The sequence below is a fragment of the Roseiarcus sp. genome (assembly GCF_049514155.1).
GTDB lineage: Bacteria > Pseudomonadota > Alphaproteobacteria > Rhizobiales > Beijerinckiaceae > Roseiarcus.
Genome location: NZ_JBEKVH010000057.1, coordinates 1 through 21,701 on the forward strand (window position 1 = coordinate 1; position 21,701 = coordinate 21,701).

20 protein-coding genes and 1 pseudogene are annotated in these 21,701 nt (G+C 69.6%); 9 read left to right on the forward strand and 12 right to left on the reverse strand.

Features of this window, described 5'->3' with window-relative positions:
• The 4 genes and pseudogenes from ABSF49_RS10315 to ABSF49_RS10330 form a co-directional block, all read right to left on the reverse strand.
• A pseudogene (locus tag ABSF49_RS10315) lies at positions 1 to 947 on the reverse strand (hypothetical protein); the annotation flags it as partial.
• Positions 948 to 1,035: 88 nt separating this feature from the next.
• Positions 1,036 to 1,758 carry a lipoyl(octanoyl) transferase LipB gene (gene lipB, locus ABSF49_RS10320; RefSeq protein WP_424112568.1) on the reverse strand — a complete coding sequence of 241 codons (723 nt, stop codon included), beginning with the start codon at positions 1,756 to 1,758 and terminating at the stop codon, positions 1,036 to 1,038.
• A 79-nt stretch (positions 1,759 to 1,837) separates the two neighbouring features.
• Entirely contained in the window at positions 1,838 to 2,065 is a 228-nt protein-coding gene (locus tag ABSF49_RS10325) for a hypothetical protein (protein ID WP_424112569.1), read from the reverse strand.
• 117 nt (positions 2,066 to 2,182) lie between these two features.
• A complete protein-coding gene (locus ABSF49_RS10330; RefSeq protein WP_424112570.1) occupies positions 2,183 to 3,541 on the reverse strand; it encodes a phosphatase PAP2 family protein in 1,359 nt (452 codons plus the stop codon).
• A 185-nt stretch (positions 3,542 to 3,726) separates the two neighbouring features.
• Between ABSF49_RS10330 and ABSF49_RS10335 the strand changes: the two genes are divergently transcribed.
• Positions 3,727 to 4,479, forward strand: coding sequence for an acyl-[acyl-carrier-protein] thioesterase (locus tag ABSF49_RS10335; RefSeq protein ID WP_424112571.1), 753 nt, complete (start codon positions 3,727 to 3,729; stop codon positions 4,477 to 4,479).
• Between the two features lie 30 nt (positions 4,480 to 4,509).
• Here the strand turns inward: ABSF49_RS10335 and ABSF49_RS10340 are convergent, their stop codons facing one another.
• Together ABSF49_RS10340 and ABSF49_RS10345 are read right to left on the reverse strand one after the other, a co-directional pair.
• On the reverse strand, positions 4,510 to 5,688 hold the full coding sequence (locus ABSF49_RS10340; protein WP_424112572.1) for an isovaleryl-CoA dehydrogenase: 1,179 nt from the start codon (positions 5,686 to 5,688) through the stop codon (positions 4,510 to 4,512).
• Positions 5,685 to 6,065, reverse strand: coding sequence for a DUF1304 domain-containing protein (locus ABSF49_RS10345; protein WP_424112573.1), 381 nt, complete (start codon positions 6,063 to 6,065; stop codon positions 5,685 to 5,687). Before ABSF49_RS10345 ends, ABSF49_RS10340 begins: the two co-directional genes overlap by 4 nt.
• Before the next feature lie 204 nt (positions 6,066 to 6,269).
• Between ABSF49_RS10345 and ABSF49_RS10350 the strand changes: the two genes are divergently transcribed.
• On the forward strand, positions 6,270 to 7,052 hold the full coding sequence (locus tag ABSF49_RS10350; protein ID WP_424112574.1) for an alpha/beta fold hydrolase: 783 nt from the start codon (positions 6,270 to 6,272) through the stop codon (positions 7,050 to 7,052).
• A 411-nt stretch (positions 7,053 to 7,463) separates the two neighbouring features.
• Here ABSF49_RS10350 and ABSF49_RS10355 read toward each other — a convergent pair whose 3' ends face one another.
• The gene (locus ABSF49_RS10355) at positions 7,464 to 9,185 is read right to left on the reverse strand and encodes a caspase family protein (protein WP_424112575.1); all 1,722 of its coding nucleotides are present in this window, start codon (positions 9,183 to 9,185) and stop codon (positions 7,464 to 7,466) included.
• Positions 9,186 to 9,533: 348 nt separating this feature from the next.
• Here ABSF49_RS10355 and ABSF49_RS10360 point away from each other — a divergent pair, with 348 nt between their 5' ends.
• Together ABSF49_RS10360 and ABSF49_RS10365 are read left to right on the forward strand one after the other, a co-directional pair.
• A complete protein-coding gene (locus tag ABSF49_RS10360) occupies positions 9,534 to 11,126 on the forward strand; it encodes a pyruvate kinase (RefSeq protein ID WP_424112576.1) in 1,593 nt (530 codons plus the stop codon).
• Positions 11,127 to 11,298: 172 nt separating this feature from the next.
• Positions 11,299 to 11,568, forward strand: a complete 270-nt coding sequence (locus tag ABSF49_RS10365) for a hypothetical protein (RefSeq protein WP_424112577.1) — start codon at positions 11,299 to 11,301, stop codon at positions 11,566 to 11,568.
• A 41-nt stretch (positions 11,569 to 11,609) separates the two neighbouring features.
• Here the strand turns inward: ABSF49_RS10365 and ABSF49_RS10370 are convergent, their stop codons facing one another.
• The 4 genes from ABSF49_RS10370 to ABSF49_RS10385 all read right to left on the reverse strand — a co-directional run bounded on the left by ABSF49_RS10370 (position 11,610) and on the right by ABSF49_RS10385 (position 15,022).
• A complete protein-coding gene (locus ABSF49_RS10370; RefSeq protein ID WP_424112578.1) occupies positions 11,610 to 12,854 on the reverse strand; it encodes an argininosuccinate synthase in 1,245 nt (414 codons plus the stop codon).
• Positions 12,855 to 13,067: 213 nt separating this feature from the next.
• A complete protein-coding gene (locus ABSF49_RS10375) occupies positions 13,068 to 13,721 on the reverse strand; it encodes a phosphatase PAP2 family protein (RefSeq protein ID WP_424112579.1) in 654 nt (217 codons plus the stop codon).
• Positions 13,722 to 13,727: 6 nt separating this feature from the next.
• Positions 13,728 to 14,360, reverse strand: coding sequence for a short chain dehydrogenase (locus ABSF49_RS10380; RefSeq protein ID WP_424112580.1), 633 nt, complete (start codon positions 14,358 to 14,360; stop codon positions 13,728 to 13,730).
• An 86-nt stretch (positions 14,361 to 14,446) separates the two neighbouring features.
• Positions 14,447 to 15,022, reverse strand: coding sequence for an NnrU family protein (locus tag ABSF49_RS10385; protein WP_424112581.1), 576 nt, complete (start codon positions 15,020 to 15,022; stop codon positions 14,447 to 14,449).
• Positions 15,023 to 15,168: 146 nt separating this feature from the next.
• Here ABSF49_RS10385 and ABSF49_RS10390 point away from each other — a divergent pair, with 146 nt between their 5' ends.
• The 4 genes from ABSF49_RS10390 to ABSF49_RS10405 are packed head-to-tail and all read left to right on the forward strand — an operon-like array spanning position 15,169 to position 18,707.
• Positions 15,169 to 16,182: a hypothetical protein gene (locus tag ABSF49_RS10390; RefSeq protein WP_424112582.1), complete on the forward strand. Its 1,014-nt coding sequence runs from the start codon at positions 15,169 to 15,171 to the stop codon at positions 16,180 to 16,182.
• A gap of 9 nt (positions 16,183 to 16,191) precedes the next feature.
• Entirely contained in the window at positions 16,192 to 17,214 is a 1,023-nt protein-coding gene (locus ABSF49_RS10395; protein ID WP_424112583.1) for a carbohydrate kinase family protein, read from the forward strand.
• Positions 17,215 to 17,247: 33 nt separating this feature from the next.
• Entirely contained in the window at positions 17,248 to 18,039 is a 792-nt protein-coding gene (locus ABSF49_RS10400; RefSeq protein WP_424112584.1) for an SDR family NAD(P)-dependent oxidoreductase, read from the forward strand.
• Positions 18,040 to 18,098: 59 nt separating this feature from the next.
• Positions 18,099 to 18,707 (forward strand): histidine phosphatase family protein, encoded by a 609-nt coding sequence (locus tag ABSF49_RS10405; protein ID WP_424112585.1) that lies wholly within the window; start codon positions 18,099 to 18,101, stop codon positions 18,705 to 18,707.
• A 123-nt stretch (positions 18,708 to 18,830) separates the two neighbouring features.
• On the opposite strand, the gene ABSF49_RS10410 is transcribed toward ABSF49_RS10405, so the two are convergent.
• Positions 18,831 to 19,205 (reverse strand): hypothetical protein, encoded by a 375-nt coding sequence (locus ABSF49_RS10410; RefSeq protein WP_424112586.1) that lies wholly within the window; start codon positions 19,203 to 19,205, stop codon positions 18,831 to 18,833.
• A gap of 665 nt (positions 19,206 to 19,870) precedes the next feature.
• On the opposite strand from ABSF49_RS10410, the gene ABSF49_RS10415 reads away from it, so the two are divergent.
• A partial coding sequence (locus tag ABSF49_RS10415) for a DUF7779 domain-containing protein (protein ID WP_490363320.1) occupies positions 19,871 to 21,701 on the forward strand: 1,831 nt, incomplete at its 3' end.

Below are 21,701 nucleotides of genomic sequence, written 5' to 3' on the forward strand. Positions count from 1 at the left end.
GGCGATCGCGCCGCGCCGATGTCGGCGAAACCGACCGAGGCGGCCGCGCCGAGCGCCGCGGCGATCAGCGCCAGGATCAACCCCATCCCGCCCGCGCGTTGCGCTTCGCCTTGCGGGACGCCGAGCGACGGCATGGCGAACGGCAGGAAGCCCGCCAGCGCCAGCGCGGCCGCCGCCGAGCGCAGCAGGAAGGCGGCGTCGTTCGGCTCGGCGGGAATCGCCAGCCATTCGGCGGCCACGCCGCCGCCGCCGCCGCCGCCATTCCACGCCAGCGCCGCGCCGATCGCCGCGACCGCCATCGCGGCGCCGGCGCTGGCGGCGTCGCTCCACAGCAAGCCCTTGAGGCCGCCGGGGACGACGCCGGCGACGAGCGTCATGGCGATCGCGAACTCGGCGAGTCGGCGGCTTAAGCCCGCCGCCGCGGCGAGCGCGTCGACCGCAACGGCGAAGCCGGCCGCCGCCGTCAGCCCGCCGACGACGAAAATGGCGAGCCCGAAAGCAAGGCGGATCGGCGCGGCCTGGAAGCGTGTCGCCAGGACGTCGGCGGCGGCGCTGGCGTTGGCGCGGCGCAGCAGCGGGCCGACGATCAGCGCCGCGCCGACGAGGCCGGCGGCCGCGGCGGGCCAGGGCGCGAAGGCGTCGGCCGCTTCGGAGCCGAAGGTCAGCGCCAGGCCCGCCGCCGTCGCCGTCAGCGCCATGCCGGCATAGAAAGGCGGGACGGCGCGGCGCGCGGCGAGGAAGTCGCCGAGGCGCGCGGTGCGATTGACGAGGCCGAGGACGACGAGGCCCATGACCGCAATGAAAGGCCCGAGCGCGGCGACGACCCGGTCGGGGGCGCCGACCCGCGCCAGCGCCGCCACCAGTCCGAGCGCGGTCAAGAACGCCGCGGCGGCGAAAGTCGCCAGGCCGTCGATCCGCTCGCGGTCGCGATGGGGGGCGGCGTACATGGACGGGTCTCGCTTCACGGCGCGCCGCGTCGTCGGCGCCGACCGTCCTTTCCTTAAGCGAAGCGCCGCGCGCGCGCCAGACGCCGGCTCAAGCCTCGACGGTCGGCCCGAAACGCGCCTCGAACGAGGCTCTCAGCGCACGGTCGGCGTCGGCCAGGGTCGCGGCGCGGCCAAGGTCGGCGAGGCTGGTCACGCCGTAATGCGCCTCGTGAATCCCGCAGGGCGCGATGCCGGAGAAATGCGACAGGTCGGGCGCGACGTTGAGCGCTGCGCCGTGAAACGTCGTCCAGCGCCGCACCCGGACGCCGATCGCGGCGATCTTGTCCTCGGCCGGCGCGCCGTCGAGTCCCGGCGGCTTGTCGGGCCGCGCGACCCAGACGCCGACGCGATCCTCGCGCGTTTCGCCTTCGACGCCGAGCGCAGCGAGCGCATCGATCAGCCAGCCTTCGAGCGCGGCGACATAGGCGCGCACGTCGGGGCGGCGGCGCTTGAGGTCGAGCATGACATAGGCCACCCGCTGGCCCGGCCCGTGATAGGTGAACTGCCCGCCGCGCCCGGCGCGATAGACGGGAAAGCGCGCGTCGAGCAAGTCGGCCGGCTTGGCGCTGGTCCCGGACGTGTAGAGCGGCGGGTGCTCGATCAGCCAGACCCGCTCGGCGGCGCGTCCCTCGGCGATCGCCTCGGCCCGCGATTCCATCTCCGCCAGCGCTTGCGGGTATGCGACCAGTCCGGCCTCGACGCGCCATTCGACCGGCGGCGAGCCGGGAACGGCGGGGAAGGGGGCGCGAAGCGCGAGGCGGGGGGTGGCCAAAGCAAAGTCCGAACGTCGTGAAAAACGGGCGAGGCAAAGGCGCGCACCGCGCCGCCCCTTTAGCGGGGTTGGGCGCCGTTCACTTTTCCGGCGAGAGAATCTTGGTCGCTGCGAATTCCACCGAAAACGTCTTCACCGTCTTCTCCGCCTCTTTGTGAATATCATCCAAAGAGGTTCCGTAGGGCACCTCCAAACTAATGTGACGATCCGGCGGCTTGTCCCACACCATTGTCACCCACGACTTGCGCTGCTTCAGATCGTGGACGAGGCGGGTAATCGTTAGCGTTTCCGCCTTCTTTTTCGCCATGGCGCCCTCCTGCTTTGCGCCAAGCATAGCGCGGAAGCCCAGTGTGGCGCGAGCGGTTGCAAATCCGTCTTGTTTTCAAACTGAGACGCGCCGCCGCAGCGGAAGCGTCCGCCTCGCCTATTTGCCCGCCGCGCGCCCGGCCGCCAGACTCGCGGCGGCGTAGAGGTTCAGCCGCGAATAGATTCCGAACGGCGAGACGCCGTCGTCGAGGAAGCCGCCGCCCGGTCCCTCGGTCTCGGTGAGGATCTGATCGGCTTCGGCGAGGCTCAGCGACGGAAACGCGATTGTGAGCAGATAGCCCGCTTCGGGGGCGAGCGTGGCGACATCCTCGCTCGTCTCCGCCGCCTTGGCATAGACGACTGGCAGGCCGTAGGTCTGCGTCGCGGCCACGAAGGCTTCGTCCGCCGCCGAATCGTTGAAACGGCCGGTGTCGGCGCGCGCGCAATTGGCGATCGTGTCGCCGCAGCCCGCCTGTAGCGCGGCGACAAGGTCGGCGCGCGCCGCCTTCAGCGCGGCGGGGAAGTCGGCGATCACCGGCGCTTTCCTCAGCGTCTGGCCGAGATAGGCGGGATCGTTGGCGAGCAGATGGGCGACGTCGTAGGTCGCCAATGTCCGACCGGCCAGCACGTCTGTGGCGTAATGCGCGCCCACGACAATGCGGTCCTCGCCGTATTCGGCGCCGCGCGCGATCATCTCGCGGTAGCGCTCGGGCGTCAGCAGCGCCAGCAGCAGGGCGCCGGTGTAGCCGTAGGTGGTGTGGCCGCTGGGAAACGAGGGGCTGTCGACGAGGTTCATCGCCGGCCCGCGGTTGTAGACGACATTGTCGGCGGGGACGTTGAAATAGTCGGGGCCGGCGATCGCGGCGAAGTTCGGCTCGGTCTGGAACGGCCGCGAGTCGCCGTAGGGGTCGGCGCCGGGGCCGCCGCGCGGCTTGCTGTAGGCGACGCCGTAGACGTCGGTTACGCCCTGGTTTTCGGCCAGGATCGCCGCGGCCTGGTCGGAGACCGGCGTCTTGCCGTCGGTGGTGGCGTTGGCGAAGAAGTACTTGGCGGAGTTGGAGTCGACGGCGCTGGTCATCTCGGCGTAGGCGATGACGTCGGCGACCGCCGGCGAGACGCTGGTGAAATGCGAGCGGTCGAGGTAATGGGCGCGCGCGACATAGGCGGCGCCGAGCGTCGTGCCGAGTCCGTCGGCGAGTTCGGCGAGGTCGCCGCCGGTGATGAAGACGTCTCGTAGCGCCTGCTGCTGCTGTTCGGCGAAGGGCAACAGGCTCGGCCGCCGCAGAACGCCGGTCTGGATGCCGCCGGTGACCGCGAAGTTGGCGGCGAGCGCCGCCTGGCCGGCGGGCGAGTTGGGCAGCGTCGCGAACGGCGCCAGGCCCTTGAGCGTTGCGAGATTATTGGCGGTCTGCGCGTCCGCTGCGATTGGCGCGAGCGCGCAGGCGGCGATCAAAGCGATTTTAAGCGTGTGGATCATGGCGTGTCTCCGCTGCGTCGCGCGGACGCCGGTCCGCGGCGCGGGGAGACTAAACGCGCTCCGTCTTCACAAACAACTCCCACCCGATCAACATACGGCGGATCTCGCTCGCGCCGCAGGGCGGCGACGATTGACCTCAGGCCGACGATCTCGCCGCATCCCGGCGCGGGGTTTAATGGGATGGCATGAAGCAAGTTGTTTGGACCCAGAGCTACGCCGTCAATTCTCTTGTCGCGAACGCTCAGAAGCGCCTCGGCCTCGTCGGCCTGCTGAATATCTTGCAGGACGTCGCGTGGGCCCACGCCGACCATCTCGGCCACGGCTACGAAGCCACGATGGAAATGGGCGCGCTCTGGATACTCAGCCGTCAGAAGCTCGCCATGACCGCTTGGCCGAATTGGGGCGACCAGCTCCTCGTCCGCACCTGGGTCAGGCCGATCAAAGGGCCGCTGATCCATCGCGACTACGAAATGCGGGTCGCCGATCGCAAAGTCGGCGAATGCACGGCCAGTTGGCTGACATTGGACGTGAAAACGCGTCGGCCAATTCGTCCTGCGGTCGCCGCAGGAAGTCTGGATTTTCGCTTGGACGGCGCGCTCGCCTTCACGCCGGAGAAGATCGCCGTGCGCCAGGGCCTCGCGGAGACCGCCAGATTTTCTGTGCGGAACAGCGATCTGGATGTGAACGGACACGTCAACAATACGCGCTACGCGCAATGGATTCTCGACTCGACGCCGCTCGAGGCGCATCGAACCTGGCGCGTCGACCGCTATGAGGTGAATTTTCTCGCCGAAATTCAGGTCGGCGACGCCGTAGCGATCGAGGGGGCGCCGCCCGAAGCGTCGTCACGCGCCGAGCGCCTTCTGCGTTTCCAGGGAAGACGCTTGTCGGACGGCGCGCATGCGTTCGCCGCCGTCGTCGGCGTTGTCGCGGCCTAGACCGCGCCGAACGCGGCGTCCGCTTCGGATCTACGGGCGATCGCTCTTCACAAACAACTCCCGCCCGATCAACATGCGGCGGATCTCGCTGGTGCCGGCGCCGATCTCGTAGAGCTTGGCGTCGCGCAGCAGGCGGCCGGTCGGATAGTCGTTGACGTAACCGTTTCCGCCCAGGATCTGAATCGCGTCGAGCGCGACCTGGGTCGCGCGCTCGGCGGCGTAGAGGATGGCGCCGGCGGAATCCTCGCGCGTCGTTTCGCCGCGGTCGCAGGCGCGCGCCACCGCATAGACGTAGGCGCGCGCCGCGTTCATCGTCACATACATGTCGGCCAGTTTGCCCTGCACGAGCTGGAATTCGCCGATCGGCTTGCCGAACTGCTTGCGTTCGTGGACGTAGGGCAGAGCGACGTCCATCGCCGCCTGCATGATGCCGAGCGGCCCGGCGGCGAGCACGACGCGTTCATAGTCGAGCCCGCTCATCAGCACGGCGACGCCCTTGCCGAGCGCGCCGAGCAGGTTTTCCTCGGGGACTTCGCAATCGTCGAAGATCAGCTCGCCGGTGTCGGAGCCGCGCATGCCGAGCTTGTCGAGCTTCGGTCCCGACGAAAACCCCTTCATGCCGCGCTCGACGATGAAGGCGCTGAGGCCGCGCGGGCCGGCGGCGGGATTGGTCTTGGCGTAGACGATCAGCGCGTCGGCGAGCGGGCCGTTGGTGATCCACATCTTGGCGCCGTTGAGGACGAAGCGGTCGCCGCGCTTCTCGGCCCGCGTCGTCATCGACACGACGTCGGAGCCGGCGCCGACTTCCGACATCGCCAGCGCGCCGATATGCTCGCCGGAGATCAGCTTGGGCAGGTAGCGCCGCTTCTGCTCCGCATCGCCGTTGCGCACGAGCTGGTTGATGCAGAGGTTGGAATGGGCGCCGTAGGAGAGGCCGACCGAGGCCGAGGCGCGCGACACTTCCTCCATCGCCACGCAATGGCAGAGATAGCCGAGGCCGAGCCCGCCGTATTCCTCCGGCGCGGTGATCCCGTGCAGCCCGAGCGCGCCCATCTCAGGCCACAGGTCGCGCGGAAAGCGATTGTCGCGGTCGATCTCGGCGGCGCGCGGCGCGATCTCGGCGTCGGCGAAATCGCGCGTCGCGTCGCGGATCGACTCCGCGGCTTCGCCGAGATCGAAATTGAGCGTGGCGGCGCGGTTGGGGATCATTTGAGCGACGCGGTTGCGGCGCGCGGCCGGGCGGCGAGCGTCGCGGCGAAGGCGAGCGCGGCGGGCAGCGCCTGGACGAACAGGATGTCGATGAAAGCGGTCGCCGCGCCGAACAGCCCGGCGACGACGACGCAGCCGAGGAAGAACAACCGGAAAGCGACATCGCCGCGCCATAGCGCGAAGGCGAGGCCGGCGGCGAGGAAGCCGTTGTAGAGCCCCTGATTGGCGGCGAGCGCCGCGGTCGACGCGGCGAATTCGGCCGTGGTGTGGAAGGCGCTCTGGCCGACCGGCAGCCTCCAGGCGAACATCTCCAGGCCGAGGAAGCCGAGGTGCTCGAGCGCGACCAGGGCGGTGAGGGCGACGGCGAGGGTTTTCATGGCTGCGCTCCAGGCTCCGAGTCGAGCGCGATTAACGCCGATCCGTCGCCTCCCGCCAAGTCCGATCTCGCTCCGGGCGGCCCGCGGGTGAGTGGCGCGGGCCTCCGCGCCCGCGGGCAGGGACGCCCGCGCCGCTGAGTCAGGACGCCCGCGCTACGGAGTCGGCGCTGGCGCGCTGCAGTCGGGCGGGTTATGGCGCCGCGCATGGTCCAGTTCTTCGATTCCGACGGCCTGCGGCTGGCCTTTATCGACGTCGCGCCGCACGGGCGCGACCGCGGCGAGCCGATCCTGCTGATCCACGGCTTCGCCTCCAACCATCGCGTCAACTGGGTCAATCCGCGCTGGGTCGAAACGCTGACCCACGACGGCCGCCGGGTGATCGCCTTCGACAATCGCGGCCACGGCGCGAGCGACAAACCGACCGATCCCGCCGCCTACCATTCGGCGCTGATGGCCGCCGACGCCGCGCGCCTGCTCGACCATCTCGGCATCGAGCGCGCCGACGTCATGGGCTATTCGATGGGCGCGCGCATCGCCGCCTTCCTGGCGCTCGCCGATCCGCAGCGGGTTCGCCGGCTGATCCTCGGCGGGCTCGGCGATCGGCTGGTCGAGGGCGTCGGCCTGCCGCTCGGCATCGCTGACGCGATGGCGGCGCCGTCGCTCGATGCCCTCACCGACCCGATGCAGCGCATGTTCCGCGCTTTCGCCGACCAGACCCAGAGCGATCGCGTCGCGCTCGCCGCCTGCATCCGCGGCTCCCGCCAGACCTTGAGCGAAGCCGAGGCGGCGCGAATCGCCTGTCCGACGTTGGTGGCGGTCGGCGCGCGCGACGCGGTCGCCGGCGATCCGCATCGGCTGGCGGCGATCCTGCCGCGCGGAGAGGCGCTGGAGATACCCGGCCGCGACCACAACCTCGCCGTCGGCGACAAGGTCCACAAGGCGGGCGTGCTGGAATTCCTCGAACGAAACGGCGCAAGCGCCGATTGATCGGCGCCAGAGCGCATTGCAGGTGGGTTTACGCGAACCTCATCCTGAGCCGCCCGCGAAAGCGGGCGAGTCGAAGGACGAGAGCGACTGCGCAAGCGGTGAGGCGCCCTCATCGTTCGAGACGTCCGCTTGCGCGGGCTCCTCACGATGAGGGGCGTTGGAGACCAGCCGATTCCAAGCAAGTGCGGCGAACTCCAGGCGCCGCGGGTCGAGGGAAACGGCCGCCGCGCCGAGTCGCGGCGATGGTCGAGCCGGGGCAGGGCCAGCGATGGTCGGCGGGGAGTCGCCGCACCCGCGGCGCGCCAGGCGAATGTGAAACGGAGGACGCATCGGCAAATCGATGCGTCCTCCGTTTTTGAATTCGACCGCGCGCCGCGAAATCGAGCGGCGCGCGGCTCTTGGATCAGCTCACTAGTACGGCGTGCGTCGGTAACCGTAACCGCCGTACGGAGTCACGACCGGACGATGCGGCAAAGGGTAATAGCGACGATAGATCGGGTAGCCCGGATACCCGGGGTGATCGGCGCGCCAGCCCGGCGGCCGACCTGGGTAGACCGGATAGACGGGATAGTGCGGGTAGCGTCGGATCACCGGCGAATTGGTCGCCGGCGGCAGGCAAGTGACGCCGGGAACGCATGCCGGCCGAAACTGAATAATCGGCGTCGGGGATGGCGTGGGCGTCGGCGCGGGAGTTGGAGTCGGAGTTGGAGTTGGAGTCGGAGTCGGAGTTGGGGTCGGCGTCGGCGTGGGGGTCGGCGTCGGGGTTGGCGTCGGCGTGGGGCAATGCCGATCCGGCGGGCAAGTCGGCGTCGGCGTCGGGGTCGGCGTCGGCGTCGGGCAGCGCGGTTCGCCCGGCCGGCACGGTCGCGGCTCGCCGCAGCGCCAGCCGTTCGGCGTCCAGACAGGGTGTGAGCCGGGCGGGCAAAAATGCGCGATCCGGCAGTCGAGATGGCCTCTGATGAAGATCGGGCGCGTTTCCGGCGGACACGGCAGATAGGGTCCGCTCGGCTCGCATACGCCTTCGTCCGCGCCTTCGCCGAACGCGAAACCTTCAGGGCACGCCAGTCCGACGACCGGCGGTTCGGGCGCGGCGGGCGCTTGCGCTTGGCAAGTCGGGTTGGGCTGCTCGAGCAGCGCGAGCAGCATGCGGATGCGCGCCATTTGATCGGGCGAAGCTTTCGCCGCGAAGGCGTCGAGGAAGTTCTGGTCGTCGGCGATCGTGTTGCGCCAGATCGCCGCCCAATAGGCGGCCTGGGGGTCCAAGCCGTCGAGCGGGCCGGCGCCGCTCGGCAGGTTCGCGCTCAGCGCCTGCGCCTGGGCCGGGTCTGCGTTCAAGAGGAACGAGAACGGCGGCGTGGTCGGGTTCGTCGCGTGCCAGGGCGTCTGTTCGCCGCCGGTCGCCTGGTGCGCGGCGACGCGAACCTGGCGCATCGTCGAATCGACGTCGACGAAGGGCTGTTGCACGGCGCCGACCAAGGCGACGGCGTAGGCGTCGTCGGCGTCGCCCGGCCTCGGCGGCGCCTCGAAGTCGTGGACTTCGGCCGACAGGCCGAAAGTCGTGGCGGCGGGCGGATCGAGCGGGATCAGCCCCCTGGGAAACGTCACCGCGCTGACGCTGCCGGGAATCGGCCGCGCGCCGTCGAGCGTCACGACCCGGACCTGCGACGAGGTCTGCGCCAAATCGTTCATCACCTTGGTCATGCTCAGCGAAATGGCCGGGACGTCCGACGCCGTTCGGATCTGTGCGTCGACCGGCAGAAGATAGTCGTCGCAGCCGACATTGACGGCCAGGCCGGCGAGATAGACGGTCACCGCCGCGCCGGGCGGCGCCGCCTGAACCTTGGCCAGGAACGCTTGATAGCCCGACGCGAGATCGGACGTGTTCAGGTCATGCAATTCGCTGACGTCGAAGCCCGCGCCGCCGAGCGTCTTGGCGACGAGGGCGGCGTCGTTGGCGGCGGTCTGAAGCGGAGCGCCGACATAGCCGGCTTCTCCGATCACGAGCGCCAACCGATTGGCTGGCGGCGCGCTTTGCGCCGTCGGCGCCGGCGCTTGCGCGAAAGCGGGCGCCGCCAGGCAAGTCGCGGCGAGTATCGCGGCGACGGTTTCGGAGCGGATCGTTCTCCACACCATTTGCGTACTCCTTGGGTTCGAGGCTTGCGAGACATTCAGATCGTGACGACGGCGATGATCGTTCTTCGGCGCCGGGCTTCGATCGCGCCGCGCTGGTCTCCCGCGACGGATTGGCGGAGCCAGCGACCGTCGAACGGAGCAAAAGGCGCGAATATTCGCGCGCACTTCCTGATTACGGTCCGAACGAAGGCCTGTTGTCGGTCTTTGCCGATGGCCGTCGCCGCCGCGAACCCGGCTTGACGGGCGACAAGGCGCCGCGGCGCCTGTCGCGCGATTGTCGCGTCGCCGTCATATCGGCTTAAGCCTCGCCGGCCTGTCGCCGGCCGTCTCCAGACGGGTGATTCGTTCGTGCCGATTTTGCAGCGCAAGGCTCGGGCCTCCGCCTTCAATCTCAACGCCGCCTTTCCGCCGCCGCCGGGCGCCGAGGCGGCGCGCGAAGCGCTGCTCGCCTTGCGCGAGCGGATACGGCGTGAGTCCGATCGCCTCGTCAGCGGCTGGCGCGAGGCGATCGCGCGCGACGATTTCCTTCCTTCGGCGTGCAATCTCGCCGACTATTTGGCGCTGCGCCGCCAGGACCTGTCGGCGCTGCAGGCCAGTCTGGCGGCGCTCGGGCTGTCCTCGCTCGGCCGCTGCGAGAGCCATGTGATGGCCAATCTCGACGCCGTCGCAGCGGCGCTGGCGCGGCTCTGCGGCGGCGCGCCCGAGCCGTTCCCCGATCCGGAGCTGTGGTCGGAGGGGGCGCGACGCCTGCGTGAGCAGCGGCAGGTTCTGTTCGGCCGCGCAACCGGCGCGGCGATCATGGTGACGCTGCCGGCTGAAGCGGCGAGCGATCCGCAGCTGGTCGACAGCTACGTCGAGGCCGGCATGGATTGCGCGCGCATCAATTGCGCCCACGATTCGCCGCCGGTCTGGCGGGCGATGGTCGACCAGGTGCGGCGGGCGGCGGAGCGTCACGGCCGGCCCTGCCGCATCCTGATGGATCTGCCGGGGCCGAAATGCCGCATTGAAAGCCTGTCGCCGGAGCGGCCGCCGCGAATTCAGGTCGGCGACCGCCTGCGCCTGGCGCAGCGCCTGACCGCGGCGACGCCTTCGGACCTGCCGGTCGTCGCCGTCAGCCTGCCGCAAGTCGTCGCTGGCTTGACCGTCGGCGCGCCGGTATGGATCGACGACGGCAAGATCCGCGGTCGGGTCGCGGCGATCGAAGGCGGCGACCGCATCGTCGAGATCGTCGGCGCGCGCCGCAAGGGCGGCAAGCTGAAGCTCGAGAAGGGGGTCAACTTTCCCGGCGCGCCGCTCGACCTGCCGCCGCTGTCGGAGGACGATCTCGCCGCCCTGCCGGTCGTCGCCGAATGCGCCGACCTGATCGGTTTCTCCTTCGTCCAGCGGCCGCGCGACATTGTCGCCCTCGACCGCGCGCTGGCGGCGGCGCGGCCGGGCGGCGCGCCGATTCCCCTGGTGCTGAAGATCGAGACGCTGGAGGCGGTGCGCAACCTGCCGCGCCTGCTGGTCCAGGCGGCGGGCTCGCGGCCGACCGCGGCGATGATCGCGCGCGGCGACCTCGCGGTCGAACTCGGCCACGTCCGCCTCGCCGAAATCCAGGAGGAAATCCTGTGGCTGTGCGAGGCGGCGCGCATTCCGGTCGTCTGGGCGACCCAAGTGCTTGACGATCTGGTCAAGGAGGGCTTGCCGAGCCGCGCCGAGACCACCGACGCGGCGATGGCTCAGCGCGCCGAATGCGTGATGCTCAACAAGGGCCCGCACGTGACGGAGGCGATCGGTTTCCTCGCCGAGGTCATCGGCAAGATGAGCCGCCATCAGTCGAAGAAAACTGCGCGGCTGCCGCTGCTGCATTCCTGGCCGCTGGAGGCGCTGACGCTCTCCGCGGCGCCGGTCCCCGAGGCCGACGGCGCGCCGGTGACGATCGCGGCGCCGATCCGCTGACCCCGGCGGCGGACCGTTTTAGCGGCGGGGGGCCGCCGTTCGTTGCAAAAATGCTCGATTGTGGCGCCCGCGCCACGTGACGGGCCGGCAGCGATCGTGGTAACGAATCGGCGAGAAGCGTGGCCGCTAGCGCTTAGGGGTGGCGCGGCGAGGCTTCGGGATGGGGGCCCATATGAAAATTCGCAAGCAGGTCGCCGTTCTGGCGATCGCCGCGCTGGCGTTCACGACGCCGTCGATCGTTCCGGCCAATGCGCATGGTTCCGCTTGGGCGTCGCCGTGGCCGGCCTTCACGGTGATGGTCGGGGTCGCCGGCGTGATAACCAACGCCGCCTGGGTCTGGCACACCCAATGCCGCGAGCTGAGCAGCCAGGAGGCGATGACCTCGACCTTCCTGCCGTTCGTCGGCATGGTCTTCGACGCGCATGCGAGCAAGTGCCGCTGAGCGTCGCGCCATAGGCGCGCTCGACGCGCGCGCCTGCCGGTTCAGCCCTTCGCCGCCGCCTTCTTGCGCCGCTTGGCGAGCGTGCGCAGCCGCAGCGCATTGAGCTTGATGAAGCCGGCGGCGTCGTTGTGGTCGTAGGCGACCGCGCCTTCCTCGAAGGTGACGAGTTCCTGGTCGTAGAGCGAGTTCGGGCTGTCGCGGCCGATCGTATGGACGCCGCCCTTGTAGAGCTTCAGCCGCGCCCGGCCGGCGACCAATTCCTGGCTCTTGTCGATCAGCGTCTGCAGCAGCTCGCGCTCGGGGGCGAACCAGAAGCCGTTGTAGATCAGCTCGGCGTATTTCGGCATCAGCTCGTCCTTGAGGTGCGCCGCGCCGCGGTCGAGGGTGATCGACTCAATCGCGCGATGGGCGGCGAGCAGGATCGTGCCGCCCGGCGTCTCGTACATGCCGCGTGACTTCATGCCGACGTAGCGGTTCTCGACCAGATCGAGCCGGCCGATGCCGTTGTCGTGGCCGAGCTGGTTGAGCGCGGTCAGCAGCGCCGCCGGCGACAGGCGCTTGCCGTTGATCGCGATCGCGTCGCCCTGCTCGAATTCGATCTCGACGATCGTCGGCTTGTCGGGCGCGGACTCGGGATCGACGGTGCGCGAATAAACGTAGCCGGGCGTCTCGACCGCCGGGTCCTCAAGCACCTTGCCCTCCGAGGAGACGTGCAGCAGGTTGGCGTCGGTCGAGAACGGCGCTTCGCCGCGCTTGTCCTTGGCGATCGGGATCTGGTGCTTCTCGGCGAAGGCGATCAGCGCCGTGCGCGAGGGGAAGTCCCATTCGCGCCATGGCGCGATGATCTTGATGTCGGGTTCGAGCGCGTAGGCCGAGAGCTCGAAGCGCACCTGGTCGTTGCCTTTGCCGGTCGCGCCGTGGGCGATCGCGTCGGCGCCGACCTTGCGGGCGATCTCGACCAGCCTTTTGGCGATCAGCGGCCGGGCGATCGAGGTGCCGAGCAGGTACTGGCCCTCGTATTGCGCATTGGCGCGGAACATCGGGAAGACGTAGTCGCGGACGAATTCCTCGCGCAGATCCTCGATGAAGATGTGCTCCGGCTTGACGCCGAGCAGCTCCGCCTTGCGTCGCGCCGGCTCGAGCTCGTCGCCCTGGCCGAGGTCGGCGGTGAAGGTGACGACTTCGCAGCCGTAGGTCGTCTGCAGCCACTTGAGGATGATCGACGTGTCGAGGCCGCCCGAATAGGCGAGCACGACGCGCTTCACGGAGGTCTTCGGCTTTGACATCAGCTTTCGCTCGCAAGCGACGGGAAGGGTTCGAGGACGCGGGGCGGCCCGACGGCGCGCCCCCGCTTGCGTCCGCGGCCCTTATAGACGGACGCGGGCGGCGCGCAACCCTCTGGAGCGCGCGGCGAAAAAGTGGCGGCCGGTTTTTCGCCAAAGGCGCGCGACAACGAAAAGTCTGGACCGTCCGGCGATTCGGACGAATTGCCGGACGGTCTAGGGTCCGCCCTTGGGCCAGAGCAAACGTCGCGCGACGAGGATCACCAGCAGCGAGATCAGCCCGCCGAGCAGCACGTCGGAGAGGAAATGGCCGCCGAACGCCATCCGCAGCACGCTCGCGGCGGCGCCGAAAACGAGCGCGCCCGCCACCGCCGGCGCCCGCCAAGGCGGCGGCGCGAGAAGAGCCGGCGCGACCATCCAGAAGCCCGAGGCGGCTTCGCCGGAAACGAACGAGCAGTTCGCCTTGCAGGCGCCGTCGAAGCGATACCAGGGGCGGAATGCGTCGGGACCGCCGAAGTCCACGACGTGGACGGGGCGCGGGCGGTGGGTGTGGTCCTTGAGGCCGAGATTGACGATGAGCCCGGAGCCGATCGCGATCGTCGCGATCAGGAAGATCACGCCGAGGCCGGTCGGCGCCCAGAAAACCGCGACGCCGGCGCGGCGCAGGGCGTAGAGCGCGATATAGGCGGCGAGCGCGACGAACGGCGCGACGCGGAAAAAGTCGCGTCCGAACCGCTCCAGCCGGTCATGGCCGGCGAAGCCGCCGCGGTCGTAGAACACATGCGCGACCGCGAGGTCGACGCCCGGCCACAGCGCGAAGACGGCGAGCGTCAGCGCGATCAGCGCCGCGACGACGAGGATCCAGCGCATCGCCGCTCACACGACCTTGTAGACTTGGCCGGTCTGCCGGCCCTCGACGCTGCGGCTGAAGGCGCGCGCCGCGCGCGCGACCGGCACGGGGTCGAAGCCGCGGAAGAACGGCCCATAGGCGCCCATCGATTCGGCGAACACCGTCGGGCTGACCGCGTTGATGCGGATGCCGCGCGGCATCTCGATCGCCGCCGCCATGACGAAGCTCTCCAATGCGCCGTTGACCATGCTCGCCGACGAGCCGGCGACGATCGGCGCATCGGCGAGCACGCCGGCGATCAGGGTGATCGAACCGCCGTCGCGTAGCCAGTCGCGCGCCGCCAGGGCGAGGTTGACCTGGCCCATCAGCTTGTTGATCAGGCCGAGGCCGTAAGCGGATTGCGCCAGGGGGGCGGGCGCGATCGTTCCGAGCGGCGGATAATTGACGCTGCCCGCGGCGCAGACGACCGCGTCGAGCGCTCCGGCCGCCTCGAGGCCGGCGACGATGCTGGCGGGATCGGCGATGTCGATGCGGACCGCGCCCGACTTCGAGCCGGCCGCGACGATGTCGTGACGCGCGCCGAGTTCGGCGACCACCGCCCGCCCGAGTTCGCCGCTGGCGCCGATGACGAGAATGCGCAAGCGCGGCGCGTCGGACATCCCTTTGCTCTCCCCGGTCGGACGAAGGCGGCGACCCTAACCGAAGCCCCCGCTTCGGGAAAGCGGAAATCCTCAGCCGCCGCCGCTCACCAGTCGATCGCGACCACGCCGGCGAAATAGGGGTGGAGCATGGCGAGCGCCGCCCACAGGACCGTGCCGACGACGAGTTCGATCGCGTCGGCCCGGGTGAAGGCGGCCGAAGGCGCCGCGCCGGGGTCGCCGCGCCGCTCCAGCGCGAATCGCGCGTAGATCGACCAGACGAAGAACGCGCCGAACAGCAGCATGCCGCCCGCGTCGCCGTTCGAGATCAGATGGGCGAGCGACCACAGCGTCACCGCGGCGAGCAGCGGGTGGCGCAGCCAGCCGCGGATTCGGCTCGGCTTCCCGTACATGCAGGCGAGCGAAACCAAGGCGAACCACATCAGCGTCCAGGTGACGTCGCGCGCGTGTTCGGGCGGGACCCAGATCTGATCCCAAGCGTAAGCGCGGTAGCGGATGAAGCCCCAGACGATCAGCGCCAGGCCGAATGCGGCGACCAGCGAGTGGAGGCCGCGGTAGCGGTCGGCGCCGATCCGCTCGACCAGGCGCCCGCGGGGGCCGCGCAGGCTGGCGAAAACGTGGACGCCGAGCGTCAGGACGAGGCCGAGCGCGAGAACGAACATGTGGGATTCCTCCAGGCGGCGTCGGGCGCGATGGCATAGCGCGAACCCGGCCGGAGCGCCACGGGCGTCGCGTCGCATTGCCTCGCGCGCCCGCTGCGCTTAGAAGCTTCGCCTCGTAACGTCACAAACGGCCTGAAGGAGCGCCCATGTTGCGGTTGGATGGAAAATTGGCGCGTATCCGTTCGGGCGCGTACGCACGCAACAACTTCGTCCTCGCCGCCGCGCTCGATTCCGAAAACGGTCCCGGCATTCAGGGCGCCGGGCCGGCGCGCTCCGGCGAGCCGGGCAAGTGGCGCACGCGCGAGGCGTTCATCGACGGCGTCGAAGCGGTGATCAAGCAGGACGTCGTCGACATCACGCTGGTCTCGGCCTCCAATCTCGAGCGCCTGGTGGCGCGCGACGCCTTCGCCGGCACGGGGGTGAAGCCGGCGATCCGCGCCAACGACGCGACCGACGTCTGGGTGGTGCGCGGTTCGCCTTACCTGACCAAGCCGTCGCGGCCGTTCCGCACCGCCTCGCTGTCGCGCGTGCGTTCGGGCGGGGCGACGCCCCATCCCAACGCCAAGATCGCGCTGACCGATCTCGGCCTCTATTCGGTGACCTTCAGCGGCGATCTCGACGCCGATCTCGAGTCGCTGGAAGCCTACAGCGTGTTCCGCGCCGACGCGGCGGCCAACGACTTCCGCTACTTCCTCGAAGTTTTCAACCCCAACACCGGGCTGATCGCTCCCGACATCATGCCGTATTTCGTCAACGACTGCATCGTGCGCTGCCTCGCCGGCCTGACCGAGGCCGAGCGGCCGCGTTTCCTCAAGATCGTCTACAACGGGCCGCGCGCGCTCGACGAGCTCGCTTCCTTCGACCCGAGCCTGGTCGTCGGCGTGCTCGGCGGCGGCGCCGGCACCACCCGCGATTGCTTCGAGCTGATTTTCCAGGCGGAGAAGTACGGCGCGCGCGTCGCCCTGTTCGGCCGCAAGATCAACCTCGCCGAATCGCCGCTCGACATGGTCAAGATGATGCGCGCGGTCGCCGACGGCGCGTTGAAGCCGCTCGAGGCGGTCAAGGCCTATCACGAAGCCCTGCTCAAGCAGGGCGTCGCGCCGGCGCGCGATTTCGCCGCCGACAGCGAGATCACCGAGGCCATGCTCAAGCTGGGGTAGGGCGGGCCGATGGAGGCGCGTAACGGCGTCGTCACCGCGGGAACGTGGTGCGTCGACTACAACAAATCGATCGCCGATTGGCCGGCCGAGGACACCACTAACGAGGTGCTGGCGGTCGACCGCCAGGGCGGCGGTTCGGGCTGCAACATGGCGCTCGACCTCAAGCGGCTCGATCCGGCTCTGCCGGTCGAGACGATGGGGGTCGTCGGCGACGACGACGAGGCGCGCTTCCTGTTCGCCCAATGCGACGCGGCCGGCGTCGCGCGCGCGGGGCTCAAGAGCCTGTCGGGCGGGGCGACGATGACCGTCGACGCCTTCAACGTGAGGTCGAGCGGGCGGCGCACCCATTTCTACCATCAGGGCGTCGCGTCGGCGATGTGCCCCGACCATTTCGACTTCTCGCGCACGCGCGCCAAGATCCTCCACCTCGGCCTGCCCGGCGCGCATGAGCGCATGGACGTCCCCTGGGGCGGCGAAGCCAACGGCTGGGCGGCGACGCTGGCGGCGGCGCGGCGCGAGGGGATCGCCACCAATCTCGAACTGATGTCGGTCGGCCGTGCGCGCATCGCCGAGCTGGCGCGGCCGTGCCTGCCGCATCTCGACCTGCTGATCGTCAACGATTACGAGATCGGCGCGGTCGCCGGCCTCGAGACCCGCCGCGACGGCAAGGCCGACCCGCCGGCGCTCCGCGCCGCGCTCGCCGCGGCGCTGGCGCAAGGGCCGATGCGTCTCGCCGTCGCCCATTTCCCCGAAGGCGCGATCGCGGTGACGCGCGCCGGCGCCGCCTTCGCCGTCGGCTCGGTCGCCGCGCCGCGCCAGGCGATCGCCGGCGTCAACGGCGCGGGCGACGCTTTCGCCGCCGGCCTCCTCTATGGATTGCACCAGGAGCGCGCGGTCGAAGACGCATTGCGGCTCGGCCACGCCTGCGCCGCCGCGTCGATGCGCGCGGTCTCGACCACCGCCGGGGTCGGCACGGTCGCCGAATGCCTGGCGCTCGCCGACCAATGGGGCTGGCGCCCGCCGCCGGCCTGAAGGCGCGAAACGGAACAGGGAAGGGAGGTCGCCATGGAGCTCGGATTGAAGGGCAAGGTCGCCGTCGTCACCGGCGGCAGCGTCGGCATCGGCCTTGCGGTCGCTGATGGGCTGGCGGCCGAAGGCGTCAATGTCGTCATCGCCGCGCGCGGCGAAGAGCGCGTGCGCGCCGAAGCCGGCCGCATCGCCGAGCGTCATGGCGTTCGCACAGTCGGCGTCGCCTGCGACGTTTCGACCCGCGCCGGGACCGACATCCTCATCGCCGCGACCGAGCGCGCCTTCGGCGGCGTCGACATCCTGATCAACAACGCCGGCACCGGATCGAACGAAACGGTCATGGCGGCGCCCGACGAAAAGTGGCAGGCCTACTGGGATCTGCATGTGATGGCGGCGGTGCGGCTGGGGCGCGGCCTCGCGCCGCTGATGAAGAAGCGCGGCGGCGGCGTCATCCTCCACACCGCCTCGATCTGCGCCGCGCAGCCGCTGTGGTACGAGCCGATTTACAACGTCACCAAGGCGGCGCTGATGATGTTCTCGAAGACGCTGTCGACCGAGCTGATCGGCGACAACATCCGCGTCAATTGCGTCAATCCCGGGCTGATCCTGACGCCCGACTGGATCAAGACCGCCAAGCAGCTCACCGCCGACAAGGGCGGCGACTGGCAGGCCTATCTCGACGGCGTCGCCAACGAGCACGCGCCGATCAAGCGCTTCGCCAGCCCCGAGGAATTGGCGAATTTCTATGTCTTCCTCTGTTCGGACCGCGCCAGCTACAGCGTCGGCTCGAGCTATTTCGTCGACGGCGGCATGTTGAAGACGGTTTGACGCTGCGGCGGCGCGCCGCGTAGAAACCGCGCCGTCCGTCTGCCGAAGGTTGATCCGTCTTGGCGTCCATTCCCTATCGCATTGTGTTCGTTCGCCACGGCGAGACCGACTACAACGCCGAAGGCCGGCTGCAGGGCCAGCGCGACATTCCCTTGAACGGCCGCGGACGCGCCCAGGCGTCGGCGATCGGCCGCGCGCTGCGCAAGGCGATGCCGGCGGAGATCGCCGCGCTCGAGGCGGCGAGCGCCTTCTCCGCCTCGCCGCTGATCCGCACCCGTCAGACGATGGAGCTTGCGCGCGCGGCGCTTGGCCTCGCGCCCGCGCGCTACGCGCTCGAGCCGGCGCTGAAGGAGCTGACCTTCGGCGAATGGGAGGGGCTGACCTGGCCCCAGGTCGCCAGGCGCGATCCCGCCGGCGCGCGGGCGCGCGAGGCCGACAAGTGGAATTTCGCCCCGCCGGGCGGCGAGAGCTACGCCATGCTCGCCGCGCGGCTGCAGCCGTGGCTCGATTCGCTGAAGGCCGATGGCTTCGTCGTCTCGCACGGCGGCGTCGCCCGCGCGCTGATGACGCTGATCGCCGGCGTCGCCCCCTCGTCGGCCGAAAACGCCGACATCTGGCAAGGCCGCGCGATCCTGTTCGAGGGCGGCGGGTTCACCTGGATTGGATAGAGAACCCTTCTCCCGCTTGCGGGAGAAGGGGTCACGCGTAGCGTGACGGATGAGGGCAGGCGCCGAAGGCGCGTCGGATGAGGGCGCTGACGAACCTCAAGCACCTCCGCGCCGACGCGCGGCTTACTTCACGTCGAGATAGACATGGATGCCGCTCGCCAGATCATGGACGCGCGCATTGCCGCCGGTGAAGTTCACGACGAATTCGTCGGGACCGCGATAACCCGCGGCGGATCGATAGCCGACGACCGGCATGCCGGAATCGTCGCCGATTCCGGCGACGCCGTGCTGCGGCGGCTGCGCGACGCGGAACCCATGGCCGCCCGCGCTCAAGGCGGCGCTCAAAGCGAATCCGCACGGCTTGCCGCTCTCCGCCTCGCCCTTCAAGGGGTTCTCGAACCCGAAATAAAGCCTGCCGTAATCGAACCGGCAGGCGGCTTGAGACACGCCGCCCAGAGCCAGCAGCAGCGCCGTCGTCAGCATCGCAAGGCCTCGCATGGGCCGCTCCTTCAAGCAAAGACGCGGAATTCGCGCCTGAAATCGAAGTCGCCGCGACGCTGGCTTCACGCCAGGTTCGGGACAATGATTTCGGGCAATCGGCGCGTGTCGATGTAACGGCCGCCGCGGTCGCATTGTAACGGTGGTGCAGAGGCCGCGCCGCGAACCCCTTCTCCCGCTCGCGGGAGAACAGCCTGCCTCCGGGCGAAGCCCCGGGGGTGGCGCGAAGCGCCGGATGAGGGTAGGCGCGGCTCAAACCGTCATTGTCCCCACCCAGCGTCATGGCGTCCCCTCTCAGCGTCATGGCCGGGCTTGTCCCGGCCATCCACGCGGCGCCACCGCAATCAACCGTCGAGGCTGGCCGCTGTGTCACGGCGTGGATGGCCGGGACAAGCCCGGCCATGACGGGGTGAGTTGCCGGCGTTCTCTCCAGGGATTCTCTCAGAGCGAGGATTCGCATAAGGGGCTCTTCCTCTCTCGCTCGCTGCAGAAAGCAGCCGACGAAGTCGGCCGGATGAGGGGAGGGGCCGAAGGCGCGCCCGCGTCATCTCTCTCGACTCGCGAGGTTGGCGTCACCTGCGGGTTCGTTGCGCCGGCGGGCGCTTCCGGCCGCCGATCCGGCGTGCCACAACCAACGAGCGGGAAATTCTGCGGCGGGCGCGCCCATGCCGGAATCAGTGAAGGTCTTTCTCTCGACGGTTTCCGACGAGTTCGGCGCCTATCGCGATCTGCTCCGCAAAGACCTCACGCGGCCCAACGTCGAAGTGAAGGTGCAGGAGGACTTCAAGGACCTCGGCGGCGACACGCTCGACGAGCTCGACGTCTACATCGCGCACTGCGATTGCGTCGTGCATCTCGTCGGCGACATGACCGGCTCGGCGCCGCTCAAGCGCGACGTCGACGCGCTGCTGGTCAAACATCCCGATCTCGTCGCCGACTTGCCGCCGCTCGGCGAAGCGCTGGGCGACGGCGTCGACGTCTCCTACACGCAGTGGGAGGCGTGGCTGGCGCTGTATCATCGCAAGCCGCTGTTGATCGCCAAGGCCGCTGACGAAGCCGAGCGCGGCCCGAAACACGCGCCGACGGACGCTTCGCGCGCCGCGCAAGCCGACCACTTGGCGCGACTCAATGCTGTGGGCCGGCATGCTGCCGCTCGCACCTTCACCAGCCTAGACAATCTCGCCAAACAAATCGCCTACAGCGTCATTCTTGATCTTTTGGCGAAAGCGCGCGCCGAACGAACGCCGCGCCGCCCGAAGAACCTCCCCTTCGCCTCGCTCGGCTCGCTCTTCAAGGGCCGCGAGGAAGTCCTCGATACGCTGCACAAAGCTCTGACGGCGGAAGCGGGTGGGAGAACCGCGATCGTCGGGCGGGCGCTGCATGGGCTCGGCGGGATCGGCAAGACGCGGCTGGCGGTCGAATACGCGTTGCAGCACGAAAGCGAGCATTCGGCGCTGTTGTTCGTGCGCGCCGATACGCCGGCCGCACTCGATACCGGCCTCGCCGCGCTCGCCGGACCGGACGTTCTCGATCTGCCGGAGCAGGACGCGCGCGAGGATGCGGCGAAGATCGCCGCCGCGTTCGGCTGGCTCGCCGCCCATCCGGGCTGGCTGATGATCGTCGACAACGTCGACGATCCCGCCGCCGTCGCCGCCGTCGACGCGCTGCTGGCGCGGCTCAGCGGCGGCAAGGTCGTCGTCACCGGCCGCGCCGGCAATTTCCCCGCTTCGTTGCGCAAGCTCGAACTCGGCGTGCTCGACGAGACGGCCTCGGTCGCCTTCCTGCTAGAGCGCACCGACGAGGACCGCGCGCACTTGCCCGACGACGCGAAGCTGGCGCAAGAGCTTGCCGGCGAACTCGGCGGCCTGGCGCTCGGGCTCGAACAGGCGGGCGCCTATATCGCTGCCGAGCGTATCGGCTTCGGGCGCTATCTGAAACTGTGGCGCGAGAAGCGCGCGACCGTGCTCGCCTGGTTCGACAAGACGCTGATGAGCTACGACCACGACACTGGCCTCGCCGCGACCTGGGCGACCTCGGTCGACCGCCTGACCCCGGACGCCCACCACCTGCTCGAGCGCCTCGCCTTCCTCGCGCCGGAGCCGGTCCCCGCCTCCCTGCTCGACGTCGCCGCGCCCGGCGATCCCGAGGGCTTCGACGCCCGCGCGGCGCGCGCCAATCTCTTCGCCTACTCGCTCGTCTCGCGCGCGGCGGTCGAGGCCGGCAAGGCGGCGCAGGACGGTTTCGCCGTGCATCGGCTGGTGCAGGATTTCGCGCGGCGAAGCATGATGGAGGCGCGGCGGGGCGAGGCATTGCGGGAGGCGCTGGGGTGGGTGGACGCGGCTTTCGAAGGCGATCCGCAAGACGTGCGAAGCTGGCCGATCCTCGACCCGCTTGCTCCGCATGCGCTGGCGGTCGCCAGGCAGGCGGACGGAGCGGAGATCGCCGAACCGACCGCCCGGCTAATCAATGGTCTTGCTGTGTTGTACCAAGCTAAGG

What these genes read in the sequence shown, in the direction of transcription:
- ABSF49_RS10325 (WP_424112569.1), bottom strand. Translation starts at nt 2,065, where the DNA reads ATGGCGAAAAAGAAGGCGGAAACGCTAACGATTACCCGCCTCGTCCAC.
- ABSF49_RS10330 (WP_424112570.1), bottom strand. Translation starts at nt 3,541, where the DNA reads ATGATCCACACGCTTAAAATCGCTTTGATCGCCGCCTGCGCGCTCGCG.
- ABSF49_RS10335 (WP_424112571.1), top strand. Translation starts at nt 3,727, where the DNA reads ATGAAGCAAGTTGTTTGGACCCAGAGCTACGCCGTCAATTCTCTTGTC.
- ABSF49_RS10340 (WP_424112572.1), bottom strand. Translation starts at nt 5,688, where the DNA reads ATGATCCCCAACCGCGCCGCCACGCTCAATTTCGATCTCGGCGAAGCC.
- ABSF49_RS10345 (WP_424112573.1), bottom strand. Translation starts at nt 6,065, where the DNA reads ATGAAAACCCTCGCCGTCGCCCTCACCGCCCTGGTCGCGCTCGAGCAC.
- ABSF49_RS10350 (WP_424112574.1), top strand. Translation starts at nt 6,270, where the DNA reads ATGGTCCAGTTCTTCGATTCCGACGGCCTGCGGCTGGCCTTTATCGAC.
- ABSF49_RS10355 (WP_424112575.1), bottom strand. Translation starts at nt 9,185, where the DNA reads ATGGTGTGGAGAACGATCCGCTCCGAAACCGTCGCCGCGATACTCGCC.
- ABSF49_RS10365 (WP_424112577.1), top strand. Translation starts at nt 11,299, where the DNA reads ATGAAAATTCGCAAGCAGGTCGCCGTTCTGGCGATCGCCGCGCTGGCG.
- ABSF49_RS10370 (WP_424112578.1), bottom strand. Translation starts at nt 12,854, where the DNA reads ATGTCAAAGCCGAAGACCTCCGTGAAGCGCGTCGTGCTCGCCTATTCG.
- ABSF49_RS10375 (WP_424112579.1), bottom strand. Translation starts at nt 13,721, where the DNA reads ATGCGCTGGATCCTCGTCGTCGCGGCGCTGATCGCGCTGACGCTCGCC.
- ABSF49_RS10380 (WP_424112580.1), bottom strand. Translation starts at nt 14,360, where the DNA reads ATGTCCGACGCGCCGCGCTTGCGCATTCTCGTCATCGGCGCCAGCGGC.
- ABSF49_RS10385 (WP_424112581.1), bottom strand. Translation starts at nt 15,022, where the DNA reads ATGTTCGTTCTCGCGCTCGGCCTCGTCCTGACGCTCGGCGTCCACGTT.
- ABSF49_RS10390 (WP_424112582.1), top strand. Translation starts at nt 15,169, where the DNA reads ATGTTGCGGTTGGATGGAAAATTGGCGCGTATCCGTTCGGGCGCGTAC.
- ABSF49_RS10395 (WP_424112583.1), top strand. Translation starts at nt 16,192, where the DNA reads ATGGAGGCGCGTAACGGCGTCGTCACCGCGGGAACGTGGTGCGTCGAC.
- ABSF49_RS10400 (WP_424112584.1), top strand. Translation starts at nt 17,248, where the DNA reads ATGGAGCTCGGATTGAAGGGCAAGGTCGCCGTCGTCACCGGCGGCAGC.
- ABSF49_RS10410 (WP_424112586.1), bottom strand. Translation starts at nt 19,205, where the DNA reads ATGCGAGGCCTTGCGATGCTGACGACGGCGCTGCTGCTGGCTCTGGGC.